The 21,307-nt window shown below is 73.8% G+C and carries 22 protein-coding genes; 9 read left to right on the top strand and 13 right to left on the bottom strand.

What is annotated here, in order from left to right; genetic code table 11:
* Positions 1-31 precede the first annotated feature (31 nt).
* Together ACZ45E_RS23920 and ACZ45E_RS23915 are read left to right on the top strand one after the other, a co-directional pair.
* Positions 32-3,199: a carboxyl transferase domain-containing protein gene (locus ACZ45E_RS23920; RefSeq protein ID WP_468223712.1), complete on the top strand. Its 3,168-nt coding sequence runs from the start codon at positions 32-34 to the stop codon at positions 3,197-3,199.
* Positions 3,200-3,229: 30 nt separating this feature from the next.
* Positions 3,230-4,231, top strand: a complete 1,002-nt coding sequence (locus ACZ45E_RS23915; protein WP_468223709.1) for a Ppx/GppA family phosphatase — start codon at positions 3,230-3,232, stop codon at positions 4,229-4,231.
* Between the two features lie 12 nt (positions 4,232-4,243).
* Here the strand turns inward: ACZ45E_RS23915 and ACZ45E_RS23910 are convergent, their stop codons facing one another.
* The 3 genes from ACZ45E_RS23910 to ACZ45E_RS23900 form a co-directional block, all read right to left on the bottom strand.
* Positions 4,244-5,305: an LLM class flavin-dependent oxidoreductase gene (locus ACZ45E_RS23910; protein ID WP_468223707.1), complete on the bottom strand. Its 1,062-nt coding sequence runs from the start codon at positions 5,303-5,305 to the stop codon at positions 4,244-4,246.
* Complete coding sequence (locus ACZ45E_RS23905) at positions 5,305-5,823, bottom strand: SRPBCC family protein (protein ID WP_468224275.1); 519 nt, start codon at positions 5,821-5,823, stop codon at positions 5,305-5,307. Before ACZ45E_RS23905 ends, ACZ45E_RS23910 begins: the two co-directional genes overlap by 1 nt.
* Before the next feature lie 129 nt (positions 5,824-5,952).
* Complete coding sequence (locus ACZ45E_RS23900) at positions 5,953-6,450, bottom strand: winged helix-turn-helix transcriptional regulator (protein ID WP_468223705.1); 498 nt, start codon at positions 6,448-6,450, stop codon at positions 5,953-5,955.
* Between the two features lie 168 nt (positions 6,451-6,618).
* Between ACZ45E_RS23900 and ACZ45E_RS23895 the strand changes: the two genes are divergently transcribed.
* Together ACZ45E_RS23895 and ACZ45E_RS23890 are read left to right on the top strand one after the other, a co-directional pair.
* On the top strand, positions 6,619-7,476 hold the full coding sequence (locus tag ACZ45E_RS23895) for an AAA family ATPase (protein ID WP_468224273.1): 858 nt from the start codon (positions 6,619-6,621) through the stop codon (positions 7,474-7,476).
* Positions 7,473-8,825 carry a vWA domain-containing protein gene (locus ACZ45E_RS23890; RefSeq protein ID WP_468223703.1) on the top strand — a complete coding sequence of 451 codons (1,353 nt, stop codon included), beginning with the start codon at positions 7,473-7,475 and terminating at the stop codon, positions 8,823-8,825. Before ACZ45E_RS23895 ends, ACZ45E_RS23890 begins: the two co-directional genes overlap by 4 nt.
* A 46-nt stretch (positions 8,826-8,871) precedes the next feature.
* Here ACZ45E_RS23890 and ACZ45E_RS23885 read toward each other — a convergent pair whose 3' ends face one another.
* Positions 8,872-10,128 (bottom strand): amidohydrolase, encoded by a 1,257-nt coding sequence (locus ACZ45E_RS23885; RefSeq protein ID WP_468223702.1) that lies wholly within the window; start codon positions 10,126-10,128, stop codon positions 8,872-8,874.
* A 243-nt stretch (positions 10,129-10,371) separates the two neighbouring features.
* Here ACZ45E_RS23885 and ACZ45E_RS23880 point away from each other — a divergent pair, with 243 nt between their 5' ends.
* On the top strand, positions 10,372-10,875 hold the full coding sequence (locus tag ACZ45E_RS23880) for a response regulator (protein WP_468223699.1): 504 nt from the start codon (positions 10,372-10,374) through the stop codon (positions 10,873-10,875).
* Between the two features lie 181 nt (positions 10,876-11,056).
* Here the strand turns inward: ACZ45E_RS23880 and ACZ45E_RS23875 are convergent, their stop codons facing one another.
* Genes ACZ45E_RS23875 through ACZ45E_RS23860 form a run of 4 tightly spaced genes read right to left on the bottom strand, consistent with a single transcriptional unit; the run spans position 11,057 to position 15,837 of the window.
* The gene (locus ACZ45E_RS23875; protein WP_468223697.1) at positions 11,057-12,178 is read right to left on the bottom strand and encodes an XdhC family protein; all 1,122 of its coding nucleotides are present in this window, start codon (positions 12,176-12,178) and stop codon (positions 11,057-11,059) included.
* Positions 12,171-14,297, bottom strand: coding sequence for a xanthine dehydrogenase family protein molybdopterin-binding subunit (locus ACZ45E_RS23870; RefSeq protein ID WP_468223695.1), 2,127 nt, complete (start codon positions 14,295-14,297; stop codon positions 12,171-12,173). The genes ACZ45E_RS23875 and ACZ45E_RS23870 overlap by 8 nt, the downstream gene beginning before the upstream one ends.
* Positions 14,294-15,286, bottom strand: coding sequence for an FAD binding domain-containing protein (locus ACZ45E_RS23865; protein WP_468223692.1), 993 nt, complete (start codon positions 15,284-15,286; stop codon positions 14,294-14,296). The genes ACZ45E_RS23870 and ACZ45E_RS23865 overlap by 4 nt, the downstream gene beginning before the upstream one ends.
* The gene (locus ACZ45E_RS23860; protein WP_468223691.1) at positions 15,283-15,837 is read right to left on the bottom strand and encodes a (2Fe-2S)-binding protein; all 555 of its coding nucleotides are present in this window, start codon (positions 15,835-15,837) and stop codon (positions 15,283-15,285) included. Before ACZ45E_RS23860 ends, ACZ45E_RS23865 begins: the two co-directional genes overlap by 4 nt.
* 225 nt (positions 15,838-16,062) lie before the next feature.
* Here ACZ45E_RS23860 and ACZ45E_RS23855 point away from each other — a divergent pair, with 225 nt between their 5' ends.
* Positions 16,063-16,656, top strand: a complete 594-nt coding sequence (locus tag ACZ45E_RS23855) for a TetR/AcrR family transcriptional regulator (RefSeq protein WP_468223688.1) — start codon at positions 16,063-16,065, stop codon at positions 16,654-16,656.
* A gap of 11 nt (positions 16,657-16,667) precedes the next feature.
* Here the strand turns inward: ACZ45E_RS23855 and ACZ45E_RS23850 are convergent, their stop codons facing one another.
* Positions 16,668-17,465, bottom strand: coding sequence for a LysR family substrate-binding domain-containing protein (locus ACZ45E_RS23850; RefSeq protein ID WP_468223687.1), 798 nt, complete (start codon positions 17,463-17,465; stop codon positions 16,668-16,670).
* 58 nt (positions 17,466-17,523) lie between these two features.
* On the opposite strand from ACZ45E_RS23850, the gene ACZ45E_RS23845 reads away from it, so the two are divergent.
* The gene (locus tag ACZ45E_RS23845; RefSeq protein ID WP_468223685.1) at positions 17,524-17,931 is read left to right on the top strand and encodes a DUF5997 family protein; all 408 of its coding nucleotides are present in this window, start codon (positions 17,524-17,526) and stop codon (positions 17,929-17,931) included.
* On the opposite strand, the gene ACZ45E_RS23840 is transcribed toward ACZ45E_RS23845, so the two are convergent.
* The 3 genes from ACZ45E_RS23840 to ACZ45E_RS23830 are packed head-to-tail and all read right to left on the bottom strand — an operon-like array spanning position 17,876 to position 19,895.
* A complete protein-coding gene (locus tag ACZ45E_RS23840; RefSeq protein WP_468223682.1) occupies positions 17,876-19,147 on the bottom strand; it encodes an MFS transporter in 1,272 nt (423 codons plus the stop codon). The genes ACZ45E_RS23845 and ACZ45E_RS23840 overlap by 56 nt on opposite strands.
* Entirely contained in the window at positions 19,144-19,329 is a 186-nt protein-coding gene (locus ACZ45E_RS23835) for a hypothetical protein (RefSeq protein ID WP_468223680.1), read from the bottom strand. The genes ACZ45E_RS23840 and ACZ45E_RS23835 overlap by 4 nt, the downstream gene beginning before the upstream one ends.
* Positions 19,326-19,895: a helix-turn-helix domain-containing protein gene (locus ACZ45E_RS23830; protein ID WP_468223679.1), complete on the bottom strand. Its 570-nt coding sequence runs from the start codon at positions 19,893-19,895 to the stop codon at positions 19,326-19,328. Before ACZ45E_RS23830 ends, ACZ45E_RS23835 begins: the two co-directional genes overlap by 4 nt.
* Here ACZ45E_RS23830 and ACZ45E_RS23825 point away from each other — a divergent pair.
* Positions 19,894-20,415, top strand: coding sequence for a GNAT family N-acetyltransferase (locus tag ACZ45E_RS23825; RefSeq protein WP_468223677.1), 522 nt, complete (start codon positions 19,894-19,896; stop codon positions 20,413-20,415). The genes ACZ45E_RS23830 and ACZ45E_RS23825 overlap by 2 nt on opposite strands.
* Positions 20,416-20,490: 75 nt before the next feature.
* On the opposite strand, the gene ACZ45E_RS23820 is transcribed toward ACZ45E_RS23825, so the two are convergent.
* Positions 20,491-20,745, bottom strand: coding sequence for an ANTAR domain-containing protein (locus tag ACZ45E_RS23820; protein ID WP_468224271.1), 255 nt, complete (start codon positions 20,743-20,745; stop codon positions 20,491-20,493).
* 246 nt (positions 20,746-20,991) lie between these two features.
* On the opposite strand from ACZ45E_RS23820, the gene ACZ45E_RS23815 reads away from it, so the two are divergent.
* Positions 20,992-21,216, top strand: coding sequence for a hypothetical protein (locus ACZ45E_RS23815; protein ID WP_468223674.1), 225 nt, complete (start codon positions 20,992-20,994; stop codon positions 21,214-21,216).
* Positions 21,217-21,307 lie beyond the last annotated feature (91 nt).

The raw sequence follows: 21,307 nt of genomic DNA, 5'->3' as shown, positions 1-21,307 counted from the left end.
AGTATTGACGTTGACGTCAGTGTCAATGAGCATGTCGACCCCGACCACGCACGTTCCGGAGGGGCTCATGGGGTCTGCCGCCGTACTCGTCGCCAATCGCGGGGAGATCGCCGTACGGGTGCTGCGCGCCGCCGCCGAGCTGGGGCTGCGGGCCGTGGCGGTGCACGAGCCGGGCGACGAGGCGCATGCCCGACTCGCCGACGAGGCGGTGCCGTTGGCGGCCGGCGGGTACCTCGACGCGGCGGCGCTCGTGGCCGCCGCGCGCCGGGCCGGGTGCGTGTATCTGCACCCTGGCTACGGTTTCCTCAGCGAGTCGGCGGCGCTCGCGCGGGCCTGCGCCGAGGCGGGAGTCGTCTTCGTCGGTCCGCCGCCCGAGGTGCTGGAGCTCTTCGGGGACAAGGCGCGGGCCCGCGCTCTCGCGGCCGGGGCGGGGGTGCCGGTGCTGGAGGGCACGGAGGGCGGAGCGAGCCTGGAGCAGGCGCGGGCGTTCCTCGCGGACGGCCCGGTGATGGTGAAGGCGCTGGGCGGGGGCGGCGGCCGCGGGATGCGGGTGGTGCGCACGTCCCCGGAGCTGGCGGAGGCGTGGGAGCGGTGCCGCTCGGAGGCCCGATCGGCCTTCGGGCGGGGGGACTTGTACGTGGAGCGGCTATGGGAGGGCGCCCGCCACATCGAGGTGCAGATCGTCGCCGACAGCCACGGCGGTGTCGGGCATCTGTGGGAGCGGGACTGCAGCGCGCAGCGCCGTCATCAGAAGCTGATCGAGATCGCTCCGGCGCCCGCGCTCGACCCGGCTCTGCGGGACCGGCTGCTCGACAGCGCGCTGCGACTGGCCCGGGCCGCGGGTCACCAGGGGCTCGGCACGGTCGAATTCCTGGTCAGGGGCGATGAGTTCGTGTTCATCGAGGCGAATCCGCGGCTCCAGGTGGAGCACACCGTGACGGAGGAGGTGACCGGCGTCGATCTGGTCGCGACGCAGCTGCGGATCGCGACCGGTGCGCGCCTCGCCGATCTCGGCCTGGCCGGCGAGCCGCCCGCGCCCCGTGGTTTCGCCGTGCAGGTGCGGGTGAACGCGGAGGTCACGGCGGTGGACGGGGAGGTGCGTCCCTCCGCCGGGCGGATCGTGCGGTTCGACGTCCCGACGGGCCCCGGCGTCCGCGTGGACACGGCGGCACGGACCGGTGCGGAGATCGGAACGCGCTACGACTCGCTGCTCGCCAAGGTCGTGGTCCATGCGCCGGGCGGCACCTTCGAGGCGGCGTGCGCGCGGGCGCGACGGGCGCTGGACGAATTCACGGTCGACGGCGTACACACGTCGATCGCCCTGCTGCGTACGGTACTTGACCACCCAGGGTTCACGGCGGGAGGCATCGACACCGGCTTCGTCGCGCGGCACATCGCCGAGAGCGCCCCGGCCGAACCCGTGAGGCCCGTCGCCGTCGCGGGCGCGGTGCCGGCCCCGATGAGCGGCACCGTGGTGGCGGTCGAGGTGACACCGGGCCGGGCGGTGGCCGCGGGCGCCGCGCTGGTGGTCCTCGAAGCCATGAAGATGGAGCACGTCGTGCGCGCCGAGCACGCCGGTGTCGTACGCGCGGTCGCCGCGGCGGTCGGGCAGACCGTCACGGAGGGGGCCGTCCTGGTCCTGCTCGACGTGACCGACGAGGGGCCCGCGCTGCAGGCCGCGGCCGTCGGCGCCGACCCGGACGCGGTGCGCGCCGATCTCGCGGAGTCGCGCGCCCGGCACGCGTTCGGGCTGGACGAGCACCGTCCCGAGGCGGTCGCCAAGCGGCACGCGGCCGGGCGCCGCACGGCCCGCGAGAACATCGAGGACCTCTGCGACCCGGGCTCGTTCACCGAGTTCGGGGCGCTCGCGGTGGCGGCGCAGCGGCAGCGCAGGCCGCTGGAGGAGCTGATCCGGACGACGCCCGCGGACGGCATGGTCACCGGCACCGGTCTGATCGGCGGCGCGCCGGTGGTCGCGATGTCGTACGACTACACCGTGCTCGCCGGGACGCAGGGCCTCAACAACCATCGCAAGACCGACCGGATGCTGCGCGTGGCGGACCGGCGCGGCCTGCCCGTCGTGCTGTTCGCGGAGGGCGGCGGCGGGCGGCCGGGCGACACGGACACCACGTCGGTCGCGGGCCTCAATGTCATGACGTTCCATCAGATGGCGCGTCTCAGCGGCCGGGTGCCCCTGGTCGGGATCGCGTCGGGCCGGTGCTTCGCGGGGAACGCGGCGCTGCTCGGCTGCTGCGACGTGGTCATCGCGACCCCCGAGGCGACCATCGGGATGGGTGGCCCCGCGATGATCGAGGGCGGCGGTCTCGGTGTCCACCGGCCGGAGGACATCGGCCCGCTCTCCGTGCAGGTGCCGAACGGGGTCGTCGATCTGCCCGTGGCCGACGAGGCGGCGGCGGTGCGGGCGGCCCGCGCGTACCTGTCCTACTTCCACGGCGCGCCGGCCGGCTGGGAGGCGCCGGACCAGCGGCTGCTGCGGCATGCGGTGCCGGAGAACCGGCGGCGCGCCTACGACGTCCGCGCCGCGGTCTCCGGGCTCGCCGACACGGACTCCGTACTCGAACTGCGCCGCGGCTTCGGCCCCGGCGTCATCACGTCCCTGGTCCGGATCGAGGGCCGCCCGATGGGGCTGATCGCGAACAACCCCGCGCATCTGGGCGGGGCCGTCGACCGGGACGGCGCCGACAAGGCCGCACGGTTCCTGCGCCTGTGCGAGGCGTTCGGGCTGCCGGTCGTATCGCTCTGCGACACTCCCGGGTTCATGGTCGGCCCGGAGGCCGAACGCACCGCCACGGTGCGGCAGTTCGCGGATCTCTTCGTCGCGGGCGCGCGGCTGACGGTGCCGCTGGTCTGCCTCGTGCTGCGCAAGGCGTACGGGCTCGGCGCGATGGCGATGATGGGCGGTTCGACGCGGGCGCCGCTCGCGACGGCGGCCTGGCCGAGCGGCGAGTTCGGCGGCATGGGACTGGAGGGCGCGGTCCGGCTCGGCTACCGGCGCGAGCTGGCGGCGATCGCCGATCCGGCCGAGCGGGAGCGGGCCTTCGAGGCGAGGGTCGCCGAACTGTACGCCCGGGGCAAGGCGGTGAACGCGGCGGCCGCTCTCGAGATCGACGCGGTCATCGACCCGGCGGAGTCCCGGAGTTGGATACTCGCCGCGATGGGCGCACCGGTCCGGCTTTGACCGGTGCGCCATCCGGGTACCCGAACGATCATGCGGATCAGTGTGATGGATGTCGGATCGAACACCGTGCGCCTGGCGGTCGCGGACGCGCGGGACGGCGCGCCCCTGCCGGTGCACACGGCCAAACGCAGACTGCGCCTCTCCGAAGAGGTGGGCGGCGACCGAAGACTCGGGCCGCGCGCCGTGGACCGGATCGTCGAGTCGGTCGGGGCCGCGTACCGGGAGGCCGAACGGTGGGGCAGCGAGGAGCCGTTCGCCTTCGCCACGGCGATCGTGCGCGACGCGCCCAACCGGGACGAGGTGCTGCGCGCGGTGGAGGAGGGCACGGGCGCGCGGCTGCGGGTACTGCCCGGTGAGGTGGAGGCGGAGCTGACGTTCCTCGCGGCGCGGCGCTGGATGGGCTGGCGGGCCGGGCCCCTCGGCGTCCTCGACATCGGGGGCGGCACGCTCGAAGTGGCTTTCGGGCGGGGCCGGTTGCCGGACTTCGCGATCTCGCTGCCGCTCGGGGCCCGGCGGCTGACCCGCGAGCATCTGCCCGGCATGGGCGTGCCCACGGAAGCGGCCCTCAAGGAGCTGCGCCGTCACGTCCGCCATCAGTTGCGGGACGTCGCGGCACGGGTCCGCTGGGAGGGCCCGGTCACGATGACCGCCACCTCCCGTACGTTCACGCAGCTGGCCCGGTTGTGCGGGGCGCCCGCCGGCCGGCACGGTCCGTTCGTCGACCGGGCGCTGACCCGCAAGGCGCTGCGCTCCGCCGTCGGGGAGCTGGCGGCGCTACCCGCCGCGCGCCGGGCCGAACTGCCCGGCATCTCGGCCCCTCGCGCCACTCAGTCCCTTGCCGGGGCGCTCGTCGGCCACACGGCGATGAAGCTGATGGACGTCCGCGAACTCACCATCTGCCCGTGGGCGATCCGTGAGGGCATCCTCCTGCGGCGCATCGAGGGCGACATGGACTGGTGGAGCGGGGAGCCCGACACCGTCACCCCGCGGCCCGCCCCCGGCGCCACGCTGCGGCTCGCGACGCCGCGCTGACGCCGGGGCCGCTCAGCCGGCGGCCGCCCGGTCCACGTCCCGTACGAGATCGATGGCCCGGCCGAGCGTCGCGAGCCGCTCGGCGAGGGTGTCGCCCGCCGGGTAGAGGCGGACGGTGTCGACCCCGGCGTCCCGCCACACCTTCAGGCGGGCCCGCACCATGGGCTCGGTGCCGATGAGCGTGGTCGCGAGGACCATGTCGTCGGTGACCAGTTCTGCGGCCCCGTCCCGGTCGCCGGACTGCCAGCGCTCCCGGACGGCGGCGGCCACCTCGGCCCAGCCCTGCCTGCTGTAGGCCTGGTTGTAGAAGTTGGTCGAGGCGGAGCCCATGCCGCCGAGGCTGAAGGCGAGTTCCTTCTTGCGGCTCGCGACGACGGCCCGCAGGGACTCCTCGTCCTCCGCGAAGTTCACCTCGGCGCCCTGGCAGACGTCGAGGTCGGCGCGGGTCCGGCCGGCCGCGGCGAGCCCGGCGTCGAGGTGGTCGAAGTAGGCCGCGCCGGCTCCTTCGGGCACGAAGCTGGTGCCGAGCCAGCCGTCGGCCACCTCGCCGGTCAGCCGGAGCATCTTCGGGGACAACGTGGCCAGGTAGACGGGGAGTTCGTGCTCCGCGCGCATCGAGAGCCGCATGGGCCTCGCGTCGCCGCCGGGCAGCGGAATCGTGAACTCCCCACCCTCGTAAGCCAGTTTGTCGCCCGCCACCGCCATCCGCACGATCTCCACCGTCTCCCGCATCCGCGCCAGCGGCCGGGCGAACGGCACCCCGTGCAGGCCCTCGATCACCTGGGGGCCGGACGGCCCGAGGCCGAGCAGGAAGCGGCCCTCGGAGAGGGTGGAGAGGGTGATCGCGGCGCGGGCGATGGCGACCGGTGTGCGGGTGGCGAGCTGGATGATGCCGGAGCCGAGCAGGATGCGTTCGGTGCGCGCCGCCAGGTAGCCGAGCGCGGACGGGGCTTCGGAGCCCCAGGCCTCGGCGACCCAGCAGATGTCCATGCCGAGCTTCTCGGCCTCGGTCACGAAGTCGACGCTCTCGCGCCAGTTGCCGCCGGAGGCCTCGATTGTCGTCGCGGTACGCATCAGAGCGCCGCCCCTTCGGCCAGCGCCTTCAGGGCGTCGAGGGTCCGGCCCATGTTCCGCTCGAACTCCCGGAGCCGCACGAAGACGATCTTCTGTTCCTTCTCCGGCATCCGGTCGATGGCGGGCGAGAGCCCGGAACGCCCGGGGCCGAGCCGCATCCACTGGGTCAGCTCCGTCGTCCCGTCCTCCAGCTCGTCGAGCGTGAACCGCCAGAGGGCGCTGGGGCGTTGCACGTCCGAGACCGCCCAGGCGAACACCCGGGGGGCGGCGCACTCCACGACGTACGACGTGGTCTCCCAGGAGCCGAACGCGTCGTGCCGGCTGCGGCCGACGAACCGCGCGCCCACCGCCGGGCCCGTCGCCTCCCCCACCCATCGGACCGACTGGAGCTCCTCGCTGAGGCGCGGCATCAGAGCGATGTCCGTCACCAGCTCCCACACGCGCGGCGGCGGCGCCCCGATCGTGCGCCGCACCTCGACGGTCGGGGTGTCCGCGTACCGCGCGCCCGTCCACTCCATCGTGGCCCACCTCTCTGTCACGACCCATACCAACAACCCACGAGCAGCCCGGAACAGCAGCTCTGACCACGAGAGTTTCGTAGATGGACTCACTACGTCAAGAGGGACGCCCGAGCGGGGCGGCCCGGGTCACCGGGAGAAGCGGTCGCGGATGTCGGGGCGCTCGGCGAGCCGCTTCGGGTAGCCGGGACCCGTCCGGGGCCGGGTGTCGTCGGCCGTCATCGGCTCCCCGCACCCGGCGCACACGACGGCGGCCTCGGCGCGGTGACCGCAGCGGTCGTGCTCGAAGACAACGGGCGGGCCCACCTCGCCGGAGAGCCAGCGGTTGCCCCACGCGTTCATGGCGGCGAGTACCCCGAAGAAGTCACGGCCCATCTCGGTGAGGACGTAGTCGTGGCGCACCGGCTCCGTCTGGTAGGCGCGCTTCTCCATCAGCCCCGCGTCGACGAGCCGGCGCAGCCGCTCGGCGAGGGTGGTGCGGGCGATGCCGAGCTCCTGCTGGAAGCCGTCGAAGCGGGTGATGCCGTAGAACGCCTCGCGCAGCACCAGCGGCGTCCACCAGTCCCCGAGGAGATCCATGGTGCGGGCGATGGAGCAGGGCCAGTCGGCAAAGGAAGTGCGCCTCATACCGTCAGGATACGGAGGGCGCGCAGGTGAGTTTCTGTACGAGACTCAGCAGACGGCCGCGTGGACCGGCGGGACGTGACGTTCGCCATGAACGGTACGGGCCGGTTGTGGCGGCGGCGGGAAGCTGATCAGCTGGAGAGCCCGCAACACATCGAGCTGGAGGCCCCGTTGTTCACTTCCGTGGACGATGTCACCGCACGCCTGGCCGGGACCGGCTATCTGGCCTCGCCCGCGGTCGCGACCACCGTGTTCCTGGCCGCCAGGCTCGGCAAGCCGCTGCTCGTGGAGGGCCCGGCGGGCGTCGGCAAGACCGAGCTCGCGAAGGCGGTCGCCGCGATCAGCGACGCGCGCCTCATCCGTCTCCAGTGCTACGAGGGCGTCGACGAGTCGCGCGCGCTGTACGAGTGGAACCACGCCAAGCAGTTGCTGCGCATCACCGCGGGCCGCGACGAGTCCTGGGACCAGACGCGCACCGACATCTTCGGCGAGGAGTTCCTGCTGGCGCGCCCGCTGTTGAGCGCGATCCGCGGCGACGACGCGAAGGTCCTGCTCATCGACGAGATGGACAAGGCGGACGTGGAGGTGGAGGGGCTGCTGCTCGAGGTGCTCTCCGACTTCCAGGTGACGGTTCCGGAGCTGGGCACGATCAGCGCCACGCGCCGGCCCTTCGTCGTGCTCACCTCGAACGCGAGCCGGGAGCTGTCGGAGGCGCTGCGCCGCCGCTGTCTCTTCCTGCACATCGGCTTCCCCGAGGAGGAGCTGGAGCGCCGGATCGTGGCCCTGAAGGTGCCCGAACTGGACACGGTGCTCGCCGACTCCCTGGTCCGGGTGGTGGGCGCGCTGCGCGCGATGGACCTGCGCAAGGTGCCGTCGGTGGCGGAGACGGTCGACTGGGCGCGCACCCTGCTCGCGCTCGGCGCGGACCGGCTGGACGAGGAGGTCGTACGGCAGTCCCTCGGTGTCGTCCTCAAGCACCAGGAGGACGTGCAGCGGGCCTCGGCCAAGCTCGATCTGGACGCGGTGTGAGCACGGAGTCGGTCACGGACCGGGTGACGTCCCTGGTCCGGGTGTTGCGCACGCACGGCATCCGGATCGGTACGGGTGAGAGCGTGGACGCGGCGCAGGCCGTGGCGGCGCTCGGCCTCGACCACCGCGAGCATCTGCGCGAGGGGCTCGCCGCGGCGCTCCTGCACGACCAGGGCCAGCGCGCCGTCTTCGACCCGGTCTTCGACCTGTACTTCCCGCGCGACGTCGGGGCGCCGGGCCTCGCGGACGGCGCGTTCGACCGGGATGAGCTGCGTGAGCGGCTCGCCGAGGCCCTGGCGGCGGGCGACCGGGCGGCCATGGCGCGGCTGGCCGCCGAGGCCGTGGACCGGCTCGGCGGGTACGACGCGGGCGGCTTCTCCTCGATGCAGACCCTCGACCGGCTCCGTCCGCAGACCCTGCTCGCCGGGATCATGGCGGGCATGCGGGGGTCCGGCGGCCGCTCCGGCGCGTTCACCGACCGCATCGAGGCCGATGAGATCCGGCGCCGTATCGAGGAGTTCCGCGAGCAGGTGCGCTCCGAGGCGCGGCGCCGCGTCGCCGAGCGGCGTGGCACGGACGAGATGGCCCGCCGTGTCCCGGTGCGGACCGCGGACCGCACCCCGTTCCTGTACGCGGGCAAGGACCAGCTGGCCGAACTGCGCAGGACCGTCCACCCGCTGGCCCGCAAACTGGCGACCCGTCTCGCGGCCCGTCGCCGGCGCGCGGCGCGCGGCCGTATCGACCTGCGGCGTACGCTGCGCGGCTCGCTCTCCACGGGCGGTGTGCCGATGCGTCCGGTGCTGCGCAGGCGCCGCCCGGCCCGGCCCGAACTCGTCCTGCTCTGCGACGTCTCGGGCTCCGTCGCCGGGTTCGCGAACTTCACGATGCTGCTGGTGCAGGCGCTGCACGACGAGTTCAGCAAGGTCCGCGTCTTCGCCTTCGTCAACAGGATCGACGAGGTCACCGAGCTCATTGCCCGCGGCACCGCCGACCCCGGGGGGCTCGGGGAGCGCATCACCACCGAGGCGGCGGTCACCGGCTGGCACGGCAGCAGCGACTACGGCACGGCCCTCGGCGAGTTCGTCGAACGCTACGAGGCCGCCGTCACCCCGCGCGCCTCGGTCTTCGTCCTGGGCGACGCCCGGAACAACCAGATGGACCCGAACGTCCCGGCGCTGCGCCGCATCGCCCGCTCGGCCCGCCGCGTCCACTGGCTCAACCCCGAGCCCCGTTCCCTGTGGGACACGGGCGACTCGGCGGCCGGCGCGTACGCGGAGGTCGTGGCGATGCACGAGTGCCGCACCGCACGCCAGCTGAGCGCGCTGGTGGGCCGGTTGCTGCCGGTCTAGGACCGCGCGACCGGGACCGTACGGCCGGGGCCGGGTCTGCGGGCCGTCACGCGGCGGGGCCGAGCCATGTCTGGGCGGCGACCACGAGCGCTTCGACACCCGTGCTCAGGGTCGGCTCGACGAGCGGCGCGAAGTGCGGCGAGTGGTTGCTCGGCAGAGAGTCGAGGCGGCCCTCCTGCAGCGCGGCGACCACCGTCTGCGTCTCCAGCCCGCCCCAGAACCAGAAGACCGTGGGCACGCCGAGGCTCTCGCCGAACACGCCGACGTCCTCGCTCGCGTTGACCTGCGGCATCTGCATGATGCGTTCCTGCCCGAAGTAGGCGGCGAACGCGGCCACCGTGGTGCGGGTGCTGTCGGGGTCGCTCACGAGGGCGGGCGCGCTGGAGTGCCACTCCAGGGTGGGCTCGGCGACCGCCTTGCTCGCCTGCGACTCCGCGCGCACGACGCGCTCCACGGCCGCGCGCACCAGCGTGCGGGTCTCCGGCGTGTACGAGCGGATGTTGATCCCGAGTTCGGCCGTGGCCGGGATGATGTTCTCCTTCGTGCCCGCCTGGAGGCGGCCGACGGTGACCACGGCCGTCTCGGCGGGCGGCACCTCCCGGCTGACGATGCCCTGCAGCCGGGTGACGACGTGCGAGGCCATCAGCACGGGGTCGACGGACGCCTCCGGGCGCGAGCCGTGGGCGCCGCGGCCGTGCAGGGTGACGTCGAGGGCGTCCGAGGCCGCCATGACCGGGCCGGTGCCGTAGCCGATGAAGCCGGCCGGCAGCGGGCCGACGTGCTGGCCCAGTACGATCTCCGGCTTCGGGAAGCGCTCGAAGAGACCGTCCTCGACCATGTCGCGGGCGCCGCGCACCCGCTCCTCGGCGGGCTGGAACACGACGAGCAGGGTCCCCGACCACTGCTCGCGCGCCCGGGCCAGCAGGGTGGCGGCGCCGCTCAGACAGGTGGCGTGCATGTCGTGCCCGCAGGCGTGCATGACCGGCACGTCACGGCCCTCGTGGTCGACGCCGCGGACCCGGCTCGCGTACGGCAGGCCCGTCCTCTCCTCGACGGGCAGCGCGTCGATGTCCGCGCGGAGCATGACGACGGGCCCGTCGCCGTTGCGCACCACGCCGACCACGCCGGTGCCGCCGACCCCTTCGGCCACCTCGTCGAACCCGGCGTCCCGCAGCCGCCGGGCGAGCAGCCCCGCCGTCCGCGTCTCCTGGAGCGAGAGTTCCGGGTGCTGGTGCAGGTCCCGGTAGAGGGCGGCCAGGTCGTCCTTCATGGCGGCCAGCCCCGCGGTCACCTTCTGTGTCATGCTCCAGCCTCCTCACGCGTCGATACGGGCACGCTACCGCCGTGATGATCATGTCGCCAGCGTCGCAAGGGGCCGTTGCGCACCGGGCCGGGGCCGACCGGCCCCTGTCGGGCCGTCACCGGGACCCCGCATCGTGACAGAGGAGCTCTTCCCGCTCCGCCCCCTCTGTCCCCCACGCACGGCGCGGCGAAGGGTCGGCCGCGGTCGCTCCCCGGCCGGGAGCGATCCACCAAGGACGGTGACATGCCGACGGAACTCACAGTTCTCCTCGTGGACAACCATGAGGAGACACTCTTCGCCCTGGAGAGCGCCCTGGCCCCGCTCGGCTGTCCCACCGAGCGGGCGCAGAGCGGCGAGGAGGCGCTCAAGATCGTACTGCGCGGCGGCATCGACCTGATCCTCCTGGACGTCATCATGCCGGGCATGACGGGGCTGGAGGTGGCCCTGCATCTGCACCGCCTCGACCAGACGTCGGACATCCCCGTGATCCTGCTGACCGGCTTGTTCCGCCATGCCCAACTCGCCGAAGAGGCTTATGGGTTGGGCGTGACGGACATCCTCACCAAGCCGGTCGACCCCTGGCTGCTGCGCCTCAAGGTCGCCGCGCATCTGCGCTCCCTGCGCCGCATCGGGGCCCTGGAGGCCGAACTCGCGGGGCAGGCGAAGGCCGCACGCGACGGCGCGACGGCGCAGGGCGGCGGAAGCGGACCCCGCACCCGCCGGCCGGGGCCCTCGCCGCGCCCTTGAGGCCCGTGGGTTCCGCGGCGGAGGTCTGGTGGCAACGCGGGTGGAACACCGCGTCCTACGGCGGCCGGCCGCTATCCGCCGATCACGGCGGCGGACTGCATCCAGCAGCGGAAGGCGGCCAACTTCGCGGGCCGGGCGCCCGGCCCGCGGGAGCGGTGACGTGCCCGGGGGGGGTGGTGCGCTACTCCCTGGGCCCTGCGTGGATCGGCCCCCGCGCCGTCGCCAGCGGCGTCCCGCTGCCGCCCCGCCGTACCGCGACGATCTCGGCGCCGATCGACACCGCCGTCTCCTCCGGCGTACGGCCGCCGAGGTCCAGGCCGATGGGTGAGCGCAGCCGGGCCAGTTCGTGCTCCGCCACCCCGGCCTCGCGCAGCCTGCCGAGCCGGTCCTCGTGCGTGCGGCGCGAGCCCATCGCGCCGACGTAGGCCACGGGCAGCCGGAGCGCCACTTCCAGCAGGGGCACGTCGAACTTGGCGTCGTGGGTGAGGACGCAGAGCACCGTCCGCTCGTCGGTGGCCGTGGCGCGCAGATAGCGGTCCGGCCACTCGACGACCACCTCGTCCGCCGCCGGGAAACGGGCCCGCGTCGCGAAGACGCCCCGCGCGTCGCAGAGCGTCACATGGAAGCCGAGGAGCTTGCCCACCCGGACCAGTGCGCCCGCGAAGTCCACCGCGCCGAACACGATCATCCGGGCGGGCGGCACGCTCGACTCGACGAAGAGGGTGACGTCGCCGCCGCACCGCGCCGAGCTCTCCGGCACCTCGCAGACACCGGTCCGCCCGAGGTCGAGCAGGGCGCGGGCCTGCGCGGCGAGCCCGGGGTCGTCGCCGGAGCCGAGCCCGCTCTCGTACGAGCCGTCGGGCCTGACCAGCAACAGGCCGCCGCCGCCCGCGAGTTCGCCGGGCCCGTCGAGGATCCGGGCGAGCGCCACCGCCTCGTCGTGGGCCGCCGCGGTGAGCGCCGCCGCCACGACGGTCCGGGACGGGGAGTCCGTACGGACCGGGACGACGTGCACCTCCACGGCGCCGCCGCAGGTCAGTCCGACCGCGAACGCGTCGTCGTCGCTGTAGCCGAACCGCTCCCGGCGCGGCGTCCCGTCCCGCAGGGCATCGACGCACAGTTCGTAGACCGCGCCCTCGACGCAGCCGCCCGAGACGGAGCCGATGACCTCCCCCGCGGAGTCGACGGCGAGGGCCGCGCCGGGCGGCCGGGGCGCGCTGCCGCTCACCGAGACGACGGTGGCGACAGCGAACTCCCGGCCCTGCGCGGCCCATTCGCTCAGCTCGGCGGCGAGATCAAGCATCCCGGTGCGCCTCGCCGAGCAGCACCCGGTCGGGCCGGATCGGCAGATCACGGTGGCGGACACCGGTCGCGTGCCACACCGCGTTGGCGATCGCGGCGGCCGTGCCCACGATGCCGATCTCGCCGATGCCCTTGATCCCGACGGGGTCGTCGGGGTCCGGGTCGTCGATCCAGTCCGCCTGGAGCTCCGGCACATCGGCGTGCGCGGCGACGTGGTAGCCCGCGAAGTCGGCGCCGACGTGGGAGCCGAACGCCTCGTCCCGCACGGCTTCCTCGTGCAGCGCCATGGAGATGCCCCAGGTCATGCCGCCGGTGAACTGGCTCCGGGCGGTGAGCGGGTTGATGATCCGGCCGGCCGCGAAGATGCCGAGGAGGCGCCGCACCCGTACCTCGCCGGTGGCCACGTCCACCGCGACCTCGGCGAACTGCGCCCCGAAGGAGTACCGCTCCTTCTCCGCGAGCGCGGCGATCAGCTCGGTGGTGTCCGTCCGGGCGGTGATCCCGTCCGCCGGGATGTCACCGGGGGCGAGCGGCAGGCGTTCGCGCAGGTCACGCGCGGCCGCCTGGACGGCCCAGCCCCAGGACCGGGTGCCCATCGAGCCGCCCGCGACCCAGGCGGGCCCGTAGTCGCTGTCGGCGATGCGGACCCGGACCCGGTCGGGCACCACGCCGAGGGCGTCGGCGGCGATGAGGGTGAGGGCGGTGCGCGCCCCGGTGCCGACGTCGGCCGCGGTGACCCGGACGGTGAAGGTGCCGTCGGGCTCGGCGGTCACGGACGCCGTGGTGGGCGCCACCCCCGAGGGGAACGTCGACGCGGCGGTGCCCGTGCCCAGCAGCCAGCGCCCTTCGCGGCGTACCCGCGGGCGCGGGTCGCGGTCCGCCCAGCCGAACCGGCGCGCGCCCTCCTCGAAGCAGCCGAGCAGATTGCGGCTGCTGAACGGCAGCCCCGACACCGGGCCCACCGTGGGTTCGTTGCGGGCGCGCAGCGCGATCGGGTCCACGCCGAGCCGCTCGGCGAGTTCGTCGAGCGCCGACTCCACGGCGAACGAGCCCGGCGCCTCGCCCGGCGCCCGCATCCAGGTCGGTGTCGCGACGTCCACGGGCACGACCCGATTGACGGTGTGGTGCGCGTCGGCCGCGTACATGCTGCGGCCGAACCCGGCGCCGCCCTCGACGAACTCCCGCAGGTTCGAGGTGAGGTTCTGGTGTTCGTGCGCGAAGGCGCGCAGCCGGCCGTCCGGGTCGGCGCCGAGCCGCACGCGCTGCGCGGTGGGGCTGCGGTAGCCGGTCGTCGCGAAGACCTGACGCCTCGTCAGCACTACGCGGACCGGCCGCTGCAACTGGGTGGCGGCCATCACGGCGGCCACGTGGTGCGCCCGCAGCCCCTTGGAGCCGAAGGCGCCGCCGACGTGCTCGGAGCGGACGTGGACGGCGGACAGGTCGAGGGAGAACAGGTTGGCGAGGTCGTCGGCGACCCACTTGCTGCCCTGGTTGGAGTCGAAGACCTCCAGGCGGCCGCCGTCCCAGCGCACGGTCACCGCGTGCGGCTCCATGGCGCCGTGGTGCTGCTCGGGCGTCGTGTAGGAGGCGTCCAACACCACGGCCGAAGCGGCGAGTTCGGCCTCCAGGTCGCCCTTGGTGACTTCGTTGTCCTGCGGTGTGTAGACGCCGGGCCGGCCGGCGTAGAAGGCGACGTCGTGCGGTTCCTCGTCGTACTCGACGACGAGCGCCTCCGCCGCCTCCCGCGCCTGCTCGGACGTCTCGGCGACGACGAGGGCGACGGGCCAGCCCGCGTGCGGCACCCGGTCGTTCTGGAAGACCTGGACGATCGGGTCCGGGCGGCCGAGCGCGCCGATGACGTCGTCGTTCACGCGCGGCGCGTTCTTGTGGTGCAGGACGGCCAGGACGCCGGGGAGGGCGAGGACCGCCTCCTCGTCGATCGCGCTGATGCGGCCGCGGGTCACGGTCGACAGCACCAGCCAGCCGTGGGCGAGTTCGGTGAAGGGGATCTCGGCGGCGTAGCGGGCCGCGCCGGTGACCTTGTCGCGGCCCTCGACACGGGGGTGCGCGACGCCGACCGCGTCCGGTTTCGCGGTGGTGGACGGGGTCTGTGTCGTCATCGGAGCGCCTCCTGCGTGAGTTCGGTGAGCTGCGCCACGACGAGGTTGCGCATCAGCGCCACCTTGTACGCGTTCCGCGGCAGCGGTTCGGCGGCGGCGAGTTCGGCGTCGGCCGCGGCCGCGAACGCCGTCTCGTCCGCGGGCGCGCCGATCAGCGCGCGCTCCGCGGCGCGGGCCCGCCACGGCCGGGAGGCGACCGCGCCGAACGCGAGGCGCACGTCGCGCACGACGCCGTCCCGGACGTCGAGGGCGGCGGCCACCGAACCGATGGCGAAGGCGTACGAGGCGCGCTCGCGGACCTTGCGGTAACGGGAGCGGGCGGCGACGGGTGCGGGCGGCAGGGTGACCCCGGTGATGAGCGCGCCCGCGGGCAGTGCGGTCTCCAGGTGCGGAGTGGAGCCGACGGGCCGGTAGAAGTCGGCGAGGGCCAACTCACCCTGACCGGCGGCGGTCTCGTACTGCACGACGGCGTCGAAGGCGGCAAGCGCCACGCCCATGTCGGACGGGTGCACGGCCACGCACGCCTCGCTCGCCCCGAGTATCGCGTGGTTGCGGTGCTCACCCGTGATCGCGGGGCAACCGCTGCCGGGCACCCGCTTGTTGCACGGCTTGCTGACATCGGTGAAGTAGCCGCAGCGGGTGCGCTGGAGCAGATTGCCGCCGACGGTGGCCATGTTGCGCAGCTGTCCGGACGCCCCGGCGAGCACGGCCTGGGTCAGCGCGGGGTAGCGGCTCCGCACGTCGGGGTGGGCGGCGAGGTCACTGTTGGTGACGGTGGCGCCGATGCGCAGTCCGCCGTCCTCGGTCGACTCGACCCGGTCCAGGGGCAGTTCGCGCACGTCGACCAGGTGGGCGGGGCGTTCCACCCCCGCCTTCATCAGGTCGACGAGGTTGGTGCCGCCGCCGAGGAAGCGCGCGCCGGGGTCGGCGCCGAGCACCGCCACGGCGCCCGGTACGTCGAGCGCCCTTTCGTAACCGAACTCCTTCACGCCACCGGCTCCTTCGTGCTCTGCGCGGCCTGGGTGACGGCCCGGACGATCGACCCGTACGCGCCGCAGCGGCACAGGTTCCCGCTCATGCGTTCCCTGATCTCCTCGGGGCTCAGGGGCGGCGGTCCCGCCTCGGGCCGCACGTCCTCGGTCGCGGCGCTCGGCCAGCCGGCCGCGTGCTCCTGGAGGACGCCGAGGGCCGAACAGATCTGGCCGGGGGTGCAGTAGCCGCACTGGAAGCCGTCGAGCTCGACGAACGCCTCCTGCAGCGGGTGGAGTTCGTCGCCGTCCGCGACGCCCTCGATGGTGGTGATCTCGCGGCCCTCGGCGGCGACGGCCAGTTGCAGGCACGACACGGCGCGGCGCCCGTCGACGAGCACCGTGCAGGCGCCGCACTGCCCCTGGTCGCAGCCCTTCTTCGTGCCGGTCAGATTGAGCCGCTCGCGCAGGGCGTCGAGCAGGGTGGTGCGGTGGTCGACGGGCAGGGTGTACTTCTCTCCGTTGACGTGCAGGGTGATCGAGCTGGACGTAGAGATGCCCGCTGGTGCCATGAGCAGCCTTCTTTCGCGTATCCGGTGCGAGGAGAATCAGCGCTGTACAAAGAGGACGGATGGGGGTTCGGCGTCGGAATCGGCCGCGGTCGCCGCTATGGTGGGTCGGAACGAAGCGGACACCTGTCCACTCTGTCGTCACGACCGTAGTGGACAACTGTCCGCCCAGCAAGGACCGTTCCGCGCCACGGGCGGCGCCGACCCGCCACGACCCGAGGAGGAGGCGTGCAGCATCCGAAGAAGCACCCGGCTCTGCGCTCCGACGCGCAGCGCAACCGCGAGCGCATCCTCGAGGTGGCCCTGACGGAGCTGACCCGCTCGGCGGACGCGCCGCTGAGCACCATCGCGCGCAAGGCGGGTGTCGGGCAGGGCACGTTCTACCGCAACTTCCCGAGCCGGGAGGCGCTCGTCCTGGAGGTGTACCGCTACGAGGTGCAGCAAGTCGCCGAGACGGCGGCCCAGTTGCTGTGCACCCGCCGTCCCGAGGTGGCGCTGCGCGAGTGGATGGACCGGCTCGCCCAGTACGCGATGGCCAAGGCGGGCCTCGCGGACGCGCTGCGCGAGGCGACGACGGCCCGCGGCGCCTTCAAGAGCCTCGCGCACGGCCCGCTGACCGAGGCGGTGACGCTGCTCCTGGCGGCGAACGCGAAGGCGGGCACGATCCGGCCCGGGGTCACCCCGGACGACTTCATGCTGGCCATCGCGGGCCTGTGGCTCGTCGACCCGCACAGCGACTGGCAGTCCCGCACGGGCCGCCTGCTGGATCTGGTGACGGACGGGCTGCGGGCCGGAGCGCCGGGGCCTCCGGCGCCGGGGTAGGGCTCGGCTCGCTACGACCGCTTGCGGGGCTTGCCGTGCTTACTGGGCTTGCCGGCCTTGCCGGACTGCTGCTTGCCGCCCTGCCGCCGGCCCGCCTGCCCGGCGCCGGACTTGGGGCGGCCCGCACTCCGTGCCGGCGCCTTCTTGACAGCGGGCTTCTTCTTGTCCTGCGGGGCCGGGTCCTGGCCGCGGCCCCGGGAGCTGTTCACCGTCCGGCCGCGCACGATCCCGATGAAGTCCTCGACCTGGTCGGTGGTCCGCTCCTCGGGCCAGGCCAGCGCCACGTCCGAACCGGGCGCGTCCGTGACGGGCCGGTAGGTGAGGTCCCTGCGGTGGTGCAGCCGGGCCAGCGACTGGGGCAAGACCAGCAGGCCCACGCCCGCGGCGACCAGTTCCACGGCGTCGGCCGTGGTGGCCGGGCGCTCGAACGCGGGCCGGCCGGGCGGGCGCTCCCAGTCCATGACGTCGTCGAGGGGGTGCTGCACGATCTCGTCGGCGAGATCGGCCAGGGTGACCTCCTCCACGGCGGAGATCACGTGGTCCTTCGGGACCAGTACGACGGTGGTCTCGGTGTAGAGCGGGATGGCGCTGAAGAACGTACGGTCCACGGGCAGGCGCACCAGTCCCGCGTCGGCGTCACCGCGCCGCAGTACGTCCGGCGCCTCGTCGGCGGCGACCGGGACCAGCGCGAGCGGAGTGCCGGGCAGCCGCTCGTTCCAGATCCGGACCCACTTGGCGGGGGTCGCTCCGGGAACGTACGCGAGCCGGAACGAAGGGGTCGCCGTGGGGGTGTCTTCCGTGCCTGTCACGCCACAAGGCTACCCGGCGTGGTCGGACCTCTCCCTCACGCTCGATACCCTTGACCTCATGAGTTCGCAATCCAACACCCAGACCATGAAGCCCGCCACGGCGGCGAAGAAGCTGGGTGTGTACCTCGAGGCCACGCCCGCCGAGTTCCGTGAGGGCGTCGTCTCGCGCGGTGAGCTGAGCGCGCTGCAGGCCGATCCGCCGCAGTGGCTGCTCGACCTGCGCGCGAACGGCCCGCACCCGCGTCCGGTGGTCGCCGAGAAGCTGGGCGTCTCCATCGCGGGCCTGGCCCGCGGCGGTGTCGCCGAGCCGCTCACCACGGAGCAGATCGACGCCCTCAAGGACGAGAACCCCGAGTGGCTCCAGAAGGAGCGGGCCACGCAGTCGGAGGTCCGCAAGGAGAACGTCCGCGTCAAGAAGCTCCACGCCGAGCAGGCGGAGAAGCGGGCGCGGCAGGACGAGGACTGAGCCACCCCGCACGACGACGGCCGGGGCGTCCGCGTCCCGGCCGTTTCGCGTCGTCCCCCGGGCCGTCGCTGTCGCGGCGCACCGCCAGCAGCCCGGCGACGAGCAGCGCGCCGAGCACCGCGCCGGACGCCGCGAGCCAGCCGCCGGACTCGATGAGGGGCGCGGCGAGCGCCGAGCCGACGACGCCCGCGAGGAAGTAGAGCAGCAGGTAGACGCCGCTGAGGCTGCCGCCGCGGCGGGGGTCGATGGCGAGGATGCGGGCCTGGTTCGCGGCCTGCGCGGTGAAACAGCCCGCGTCGACGAGGGCGAGGCCCGCCGCGGTGACCGCCGGGGTGTCCAGGCCGGTGCAGAGCAGCGCGGCCCCGGCGGCGGCCGCGCCCATGCTCGCGCAGATCACCACGCGCTGCCCGAACCGGTCGCCGAGGCGTCCGGCGACGGGCAGCGCGGCGAACCCGAGGGCGCCGGCCAGGCTGTAGAGGCCGATGTCGGCGGCGTCGAGCGCGTAGGGGGGCTGGGCGAGGCGCACAGTGAGCGCGACCCAGACCAGGCTGAACGCGAAGTACCACAGGCTGCCGGTGAGCACGGCCCGGCGCAGCGTGCGGTGGCGGCGCAGCAGTCCCGGCAGCGCCGTCAGCGTGGCGAGATAGCCGCCGGTGGGCGCGGGCCGCTCGCCCGGCAGCCGCAGCCACGCCCCGGCGGCGCACAGCAGGACGAGCCCGGCGAAGACGAGCAGCATGCCGCGCCAGCCGAGTGCGTCGGAGAGGGCGCCGCCGACGAGGCGGCTGAGCAGGATCCCCGCGGACATCCCGGCGGCGACGAGCGCGACGGCCGACCCGCGCCGCTCCGGTGGCACACCGCGGCCGGCGATGGTGGAGGACTGCGCGCTGACGCTCGCACCCGCGCCGATGATCACGTACGCGACGAGCAGCAGGCCGAGCCCGCCCGCCGCCGCGGCGAGCACGAGGCCGGTGGTGAGCAGGAGGAGCTGTCCCGTGACGAGGCGGCGGGGCGCCGCGCGGTCGGCGAGCGGCAGCAGGAAGGCGAAGCCGGCGATGCAGCCGGCGAGCGCGGCCGTGGTGACCAGGCCGATGGCCGCCGCGGAGGTGCCGGTGGAGCGGGCGACGTCGCCGAGGGCGGGCTGGACGGCGTAGTTGTTGGCGAGGGCGATCCCGGCGGTGCAGGCGAGCAGCCCGACGCCACCGCGGCGCAGGCTCATGACGCTCCCTCGCCCGGGAGGACGCGCTCGGCGAGGCGGCGCTCGGTGGGGCGGCGCTCGGTGGGGCGGCGCTCGGTGGGGCGGCACTCGGCGAGGTGGCACTCGGTGGGGCGGCGCTCGGCGAGGTGGCACTCGGTGGGGCGGCGCTCGGCGAGGTGGCCCGGAGGCATCGGGGCGTTCACGGTGCCTCCCCGCGCACCAGGACGACGGCGTAACGGCATTCCCGGTCCGTGGCGTTGACGAAGGCACACGGCGCGGGCCGCCCGAGTTCGACCGTGTCGCCCGCCTCCAGCTCGTGCACCGTCTCGCCCTCGTGGAAGGTGAGCCGGCCGTCGACGACCCAGATGAGCTGCCGGTGGAAGGCGAACGCGGCGGCGGGGTACGGCACGTGGGCCCCTGCGGGCAGCCGGATCTCGGCCATCTCGGCCGGGAACCCTGGCCCCGACAGCTGCCGCCGCTCGTAGCCGGTCTCCGGGTCGAGCCACCGCGGCGTCGCCTCCCCGCGCCGCACCCGCTCCGCGTCCGCCTCCGGGTCGAGGAGCGTGGCGACGCTCAGCCGGAACGCCGCCGACAGCTTGCCGAGGACCACGGCGGTGGGGTTGCTCTCGCCCCGCTCGATCCGGTTGATCATCGCGCGCGAGACCCCCGACGCCTCCGCCAGCTCCGAGAGCGTCCAGCGGCGCCGGTCCCGCTCGGCCCGGATGCGCGCGCCGATCCGCTCGACCAGGGGGTCTACGATGTTGGACATGAATCCACCATACGAGACGGGGATGCGGGCGGTGACCGTCCGCCCGGCACTTTCCCGGGACCTCGACGCGGTACTCGCCATCCGCAACCACGCCATCGAGCACGGGACGGCGCTGTGGACGGACACACCGCAGTCGCGTGACGAGGGCGCGACCTGGCTCGGCGCGCACCTTGCGCGGGGCTCCGCGTACGTGGCCGAACTCGGCGGCACCGTCGTCGGCTTCGGGGCCTACGGCCCGTGGAAGGAGTACTCGGGGTTCCGGCACACGGTCGAGAATTCGGTGTACGTGGCCGAGGGCCACCACGGCAACGGCATCGGCTCGACCCTGCTCGGCGCGCTCGTCACGTCCGCCCGGGCCGCGGGCCTGCACATCATGATCGCGGGGATCGAGGCGGGCAACGCGGCGTCGATCCGGCTCCACGAGCGGCACGGGTTCGAGCACGCGGGCACGGTGCGGGAGGTCGGCACGAAGTTCGGGCGCTGGCTCGATCTGACGCTGATGCGGTTGCAGCTGGACTGACGGGGTCGGGCCCGACCGGGACGGGTCAGGTCAGGACGGTCGGACCGGTCCGGGTCAGGACGGGTCGGCGCCGTCCTACCGCGCGCGTTCGAGCGCCGCGTCCAGGGCCCCGCGGGTCCGCGCGGCCAGTTCGCCGCCGTTCGCCCACCCCACGACCTGCTCCGCGACGGCGCGCAGCTTGGTGTTGGTGTGCTGCGAGACCTCTTTGAGGACGGCCCAGCCCTGTTTCGGATCCAGGCCGCCGAGCACCATGACGACCCCGATCGCCTGGTCGACGACGATGTGCGAGGCGATCGCCTGGTGCAGCTGCCGTACCTCCGCCTGCAGCATGGTGATGCTGTCGACCGATACGTCCTCGCTCACCGCGGCCCACCGCCTCTCCATGATTCCGACGTACCGTCCGACGATGCCGGGTCGCAGGTCAGCGCCGCCGCACCAGGAACGAACAATGACTCGGGCACCTGTCCACAAAACGAAATTCCCCGCCCTCGTTCCTCACCCGGCGTGACGGTGCACTGCCCGGGAGTCGTACGCTCGTCGGGGGCGAAGGAACGGAACGGACGAGGTGGAGGCGGTATGCGGACCTTGCACTTCGAGAGCAGCGACATCGGGGTGACCGAGGAGTTCCTCAGCCGCGCCTACGCGCGGGTGCGCATCGGCAACGGCACACCCGACTCCAGCCGGGCGCGGATCCGGCGCGACGCCATGCCCGGCGTGAGCGTCGACGAACTCGACCTCGACTTCGACATGAACTACGCGGTCACGCCCCTCGGCAAGATCTGTCTGTGCGTCGTGCACTAGGTGTAATGCCGCGGGAGGTTGTGGACGGGTGATGCAGGTCTCGGCTTAGGGATCTTGAACGGGTGAGGGCCTTCCGGGTTCGGTGTGGATT

This window comes from Streptomyces sp. NPDC030991 (assembly GCF_055571235.1).
This window is presented reverse-complemented; position numbering and strand designations above follow the sequence as displayed.

What these genes read in the sequence shown, in the direction of transcription:
- ACZ45E_RS23920 (WP_468223712.1), top strand. Translation starts at nt 32, where the DNA reads ATGTCGACCCCGACCACGCACGTTCCGGAGGGGCTCATGGGGTCTGCC.
- ACZ45E_RS23915 (WP_468223709.1), top strand. Translation starts at nt 3,230, where the DNA reads ATGCGGATCAGTGTGATGGATGTCGGATCGAACACCGTGCGCCTGGCG.
- ACZ45E_RS23910 (WP_468223707.1), bottom strand. Translation starts at nt 5,305, where the DNA reads ATGCGTACCGCGACGACAATCGAGGCCTCCGGCGGCAACTGGCGCGAG.
- ACZ45E_RS23905 (WP_468224275.1), bottom strand. Translation starts at nt 5,823, where the DNA reads ATGGAGTGGACGGGCGCGCGGTACGCGGACACCCCGACCGTCGAGGTG.
- ACZ45E_RS23900 (WP_468223705.1), bottom strand. Translation starts at nt 6,450, where the DNA reads ATGAGGCGCACTTCCTTTGCCGACTGGCCCTGCTCCATCGCCCGCACC.
- ACZ45E_RS23885 (WP_468223702.1), bottom strand. Translation starts at nt 10,128, where the DNA reads ATGACACAGAAGGTGACCGCGGGGCTGGCCGCCATGAAGGACGACCTG.
- ACZ45E_RS23880 (WP_468223699.1), top strand. Translation starts at nt 10,372, where the DNA reads ATGCCGACGGAACTCACAGTTCTCCTCGTGGACAACCATGAGGAGACA.
- ACZ45E_RS23875 (WP_468223697.1), bottom strand. Translation starts at nt 12,178, where the DNA reads ATGCTTGATCTCGCCGCCGAGCTGAGCGAATGGGCCGCGCAGGGCCGG.
- ACZ45E_RS23870 (WP_468223695.1), bottom strand. Translation starts at nt 14,297, where the DNA reads ATGACGACACAGACCCCGTCCACCACCGCGAAACCGGACGCGGTCGGC.
- ACZ45E_RS23860 (WP_468223691.1), bottom strand. Translation starts at nt 15,837, where the DNA reads ATGGCACCAGCGGGCATCTCTACGTCCAGCTCGATCACCCTGCACGTC.
- ACZ45E_RS23845 (WP_468223685.1), top strand. Translation starts at nt 17,524, where the DNA reads ATGAGTTCGCAATCCAACACCCAGACCATGAAGCCCGCCACGGCGGCG.
- ACZ45E_RS23840 (WP_468223682.1), bottom strand. Translation starts at nt 19,147, where the DNA reads ATGAGCCTGCGCCGCGGTGGCGTCGGGCTGCTCGCCTGCACCGCCGGG.
- ACZ45E_RS23825 (WP_468223677.1), top strand. Translation starts at nt 19,894, where the DNA reads ATGAATCCACCATACGAGACGGGGATGCGGGCGGTGACCGTCCGCCCG.
- ACZ45E_RS23830 (WP_468223679.1), bottom strand. Translation starts at nt 19,895, where the DNA reads ATGTCCAACATCGTAGACCCCCTGGTCGAGCGGATCGGCGCGCGCATC.
- ACZ45E_RS23820 (WP_468224271.1), bottom strand. Translation starts at nt 20,745, where the DNA reads ATGCTGCAGGCGGAGGTACGGCAGCTGCACCAGGCGATCGCCTCGCAC.
- ACZ45E_RS23815 (WP_468223674.1), top strand. Translation starts at nt 20,992, where the DNA reads ATGCGGACCTTGCACTTCGAGAGCAGCGACATCGGGGTGACCGAGGAG.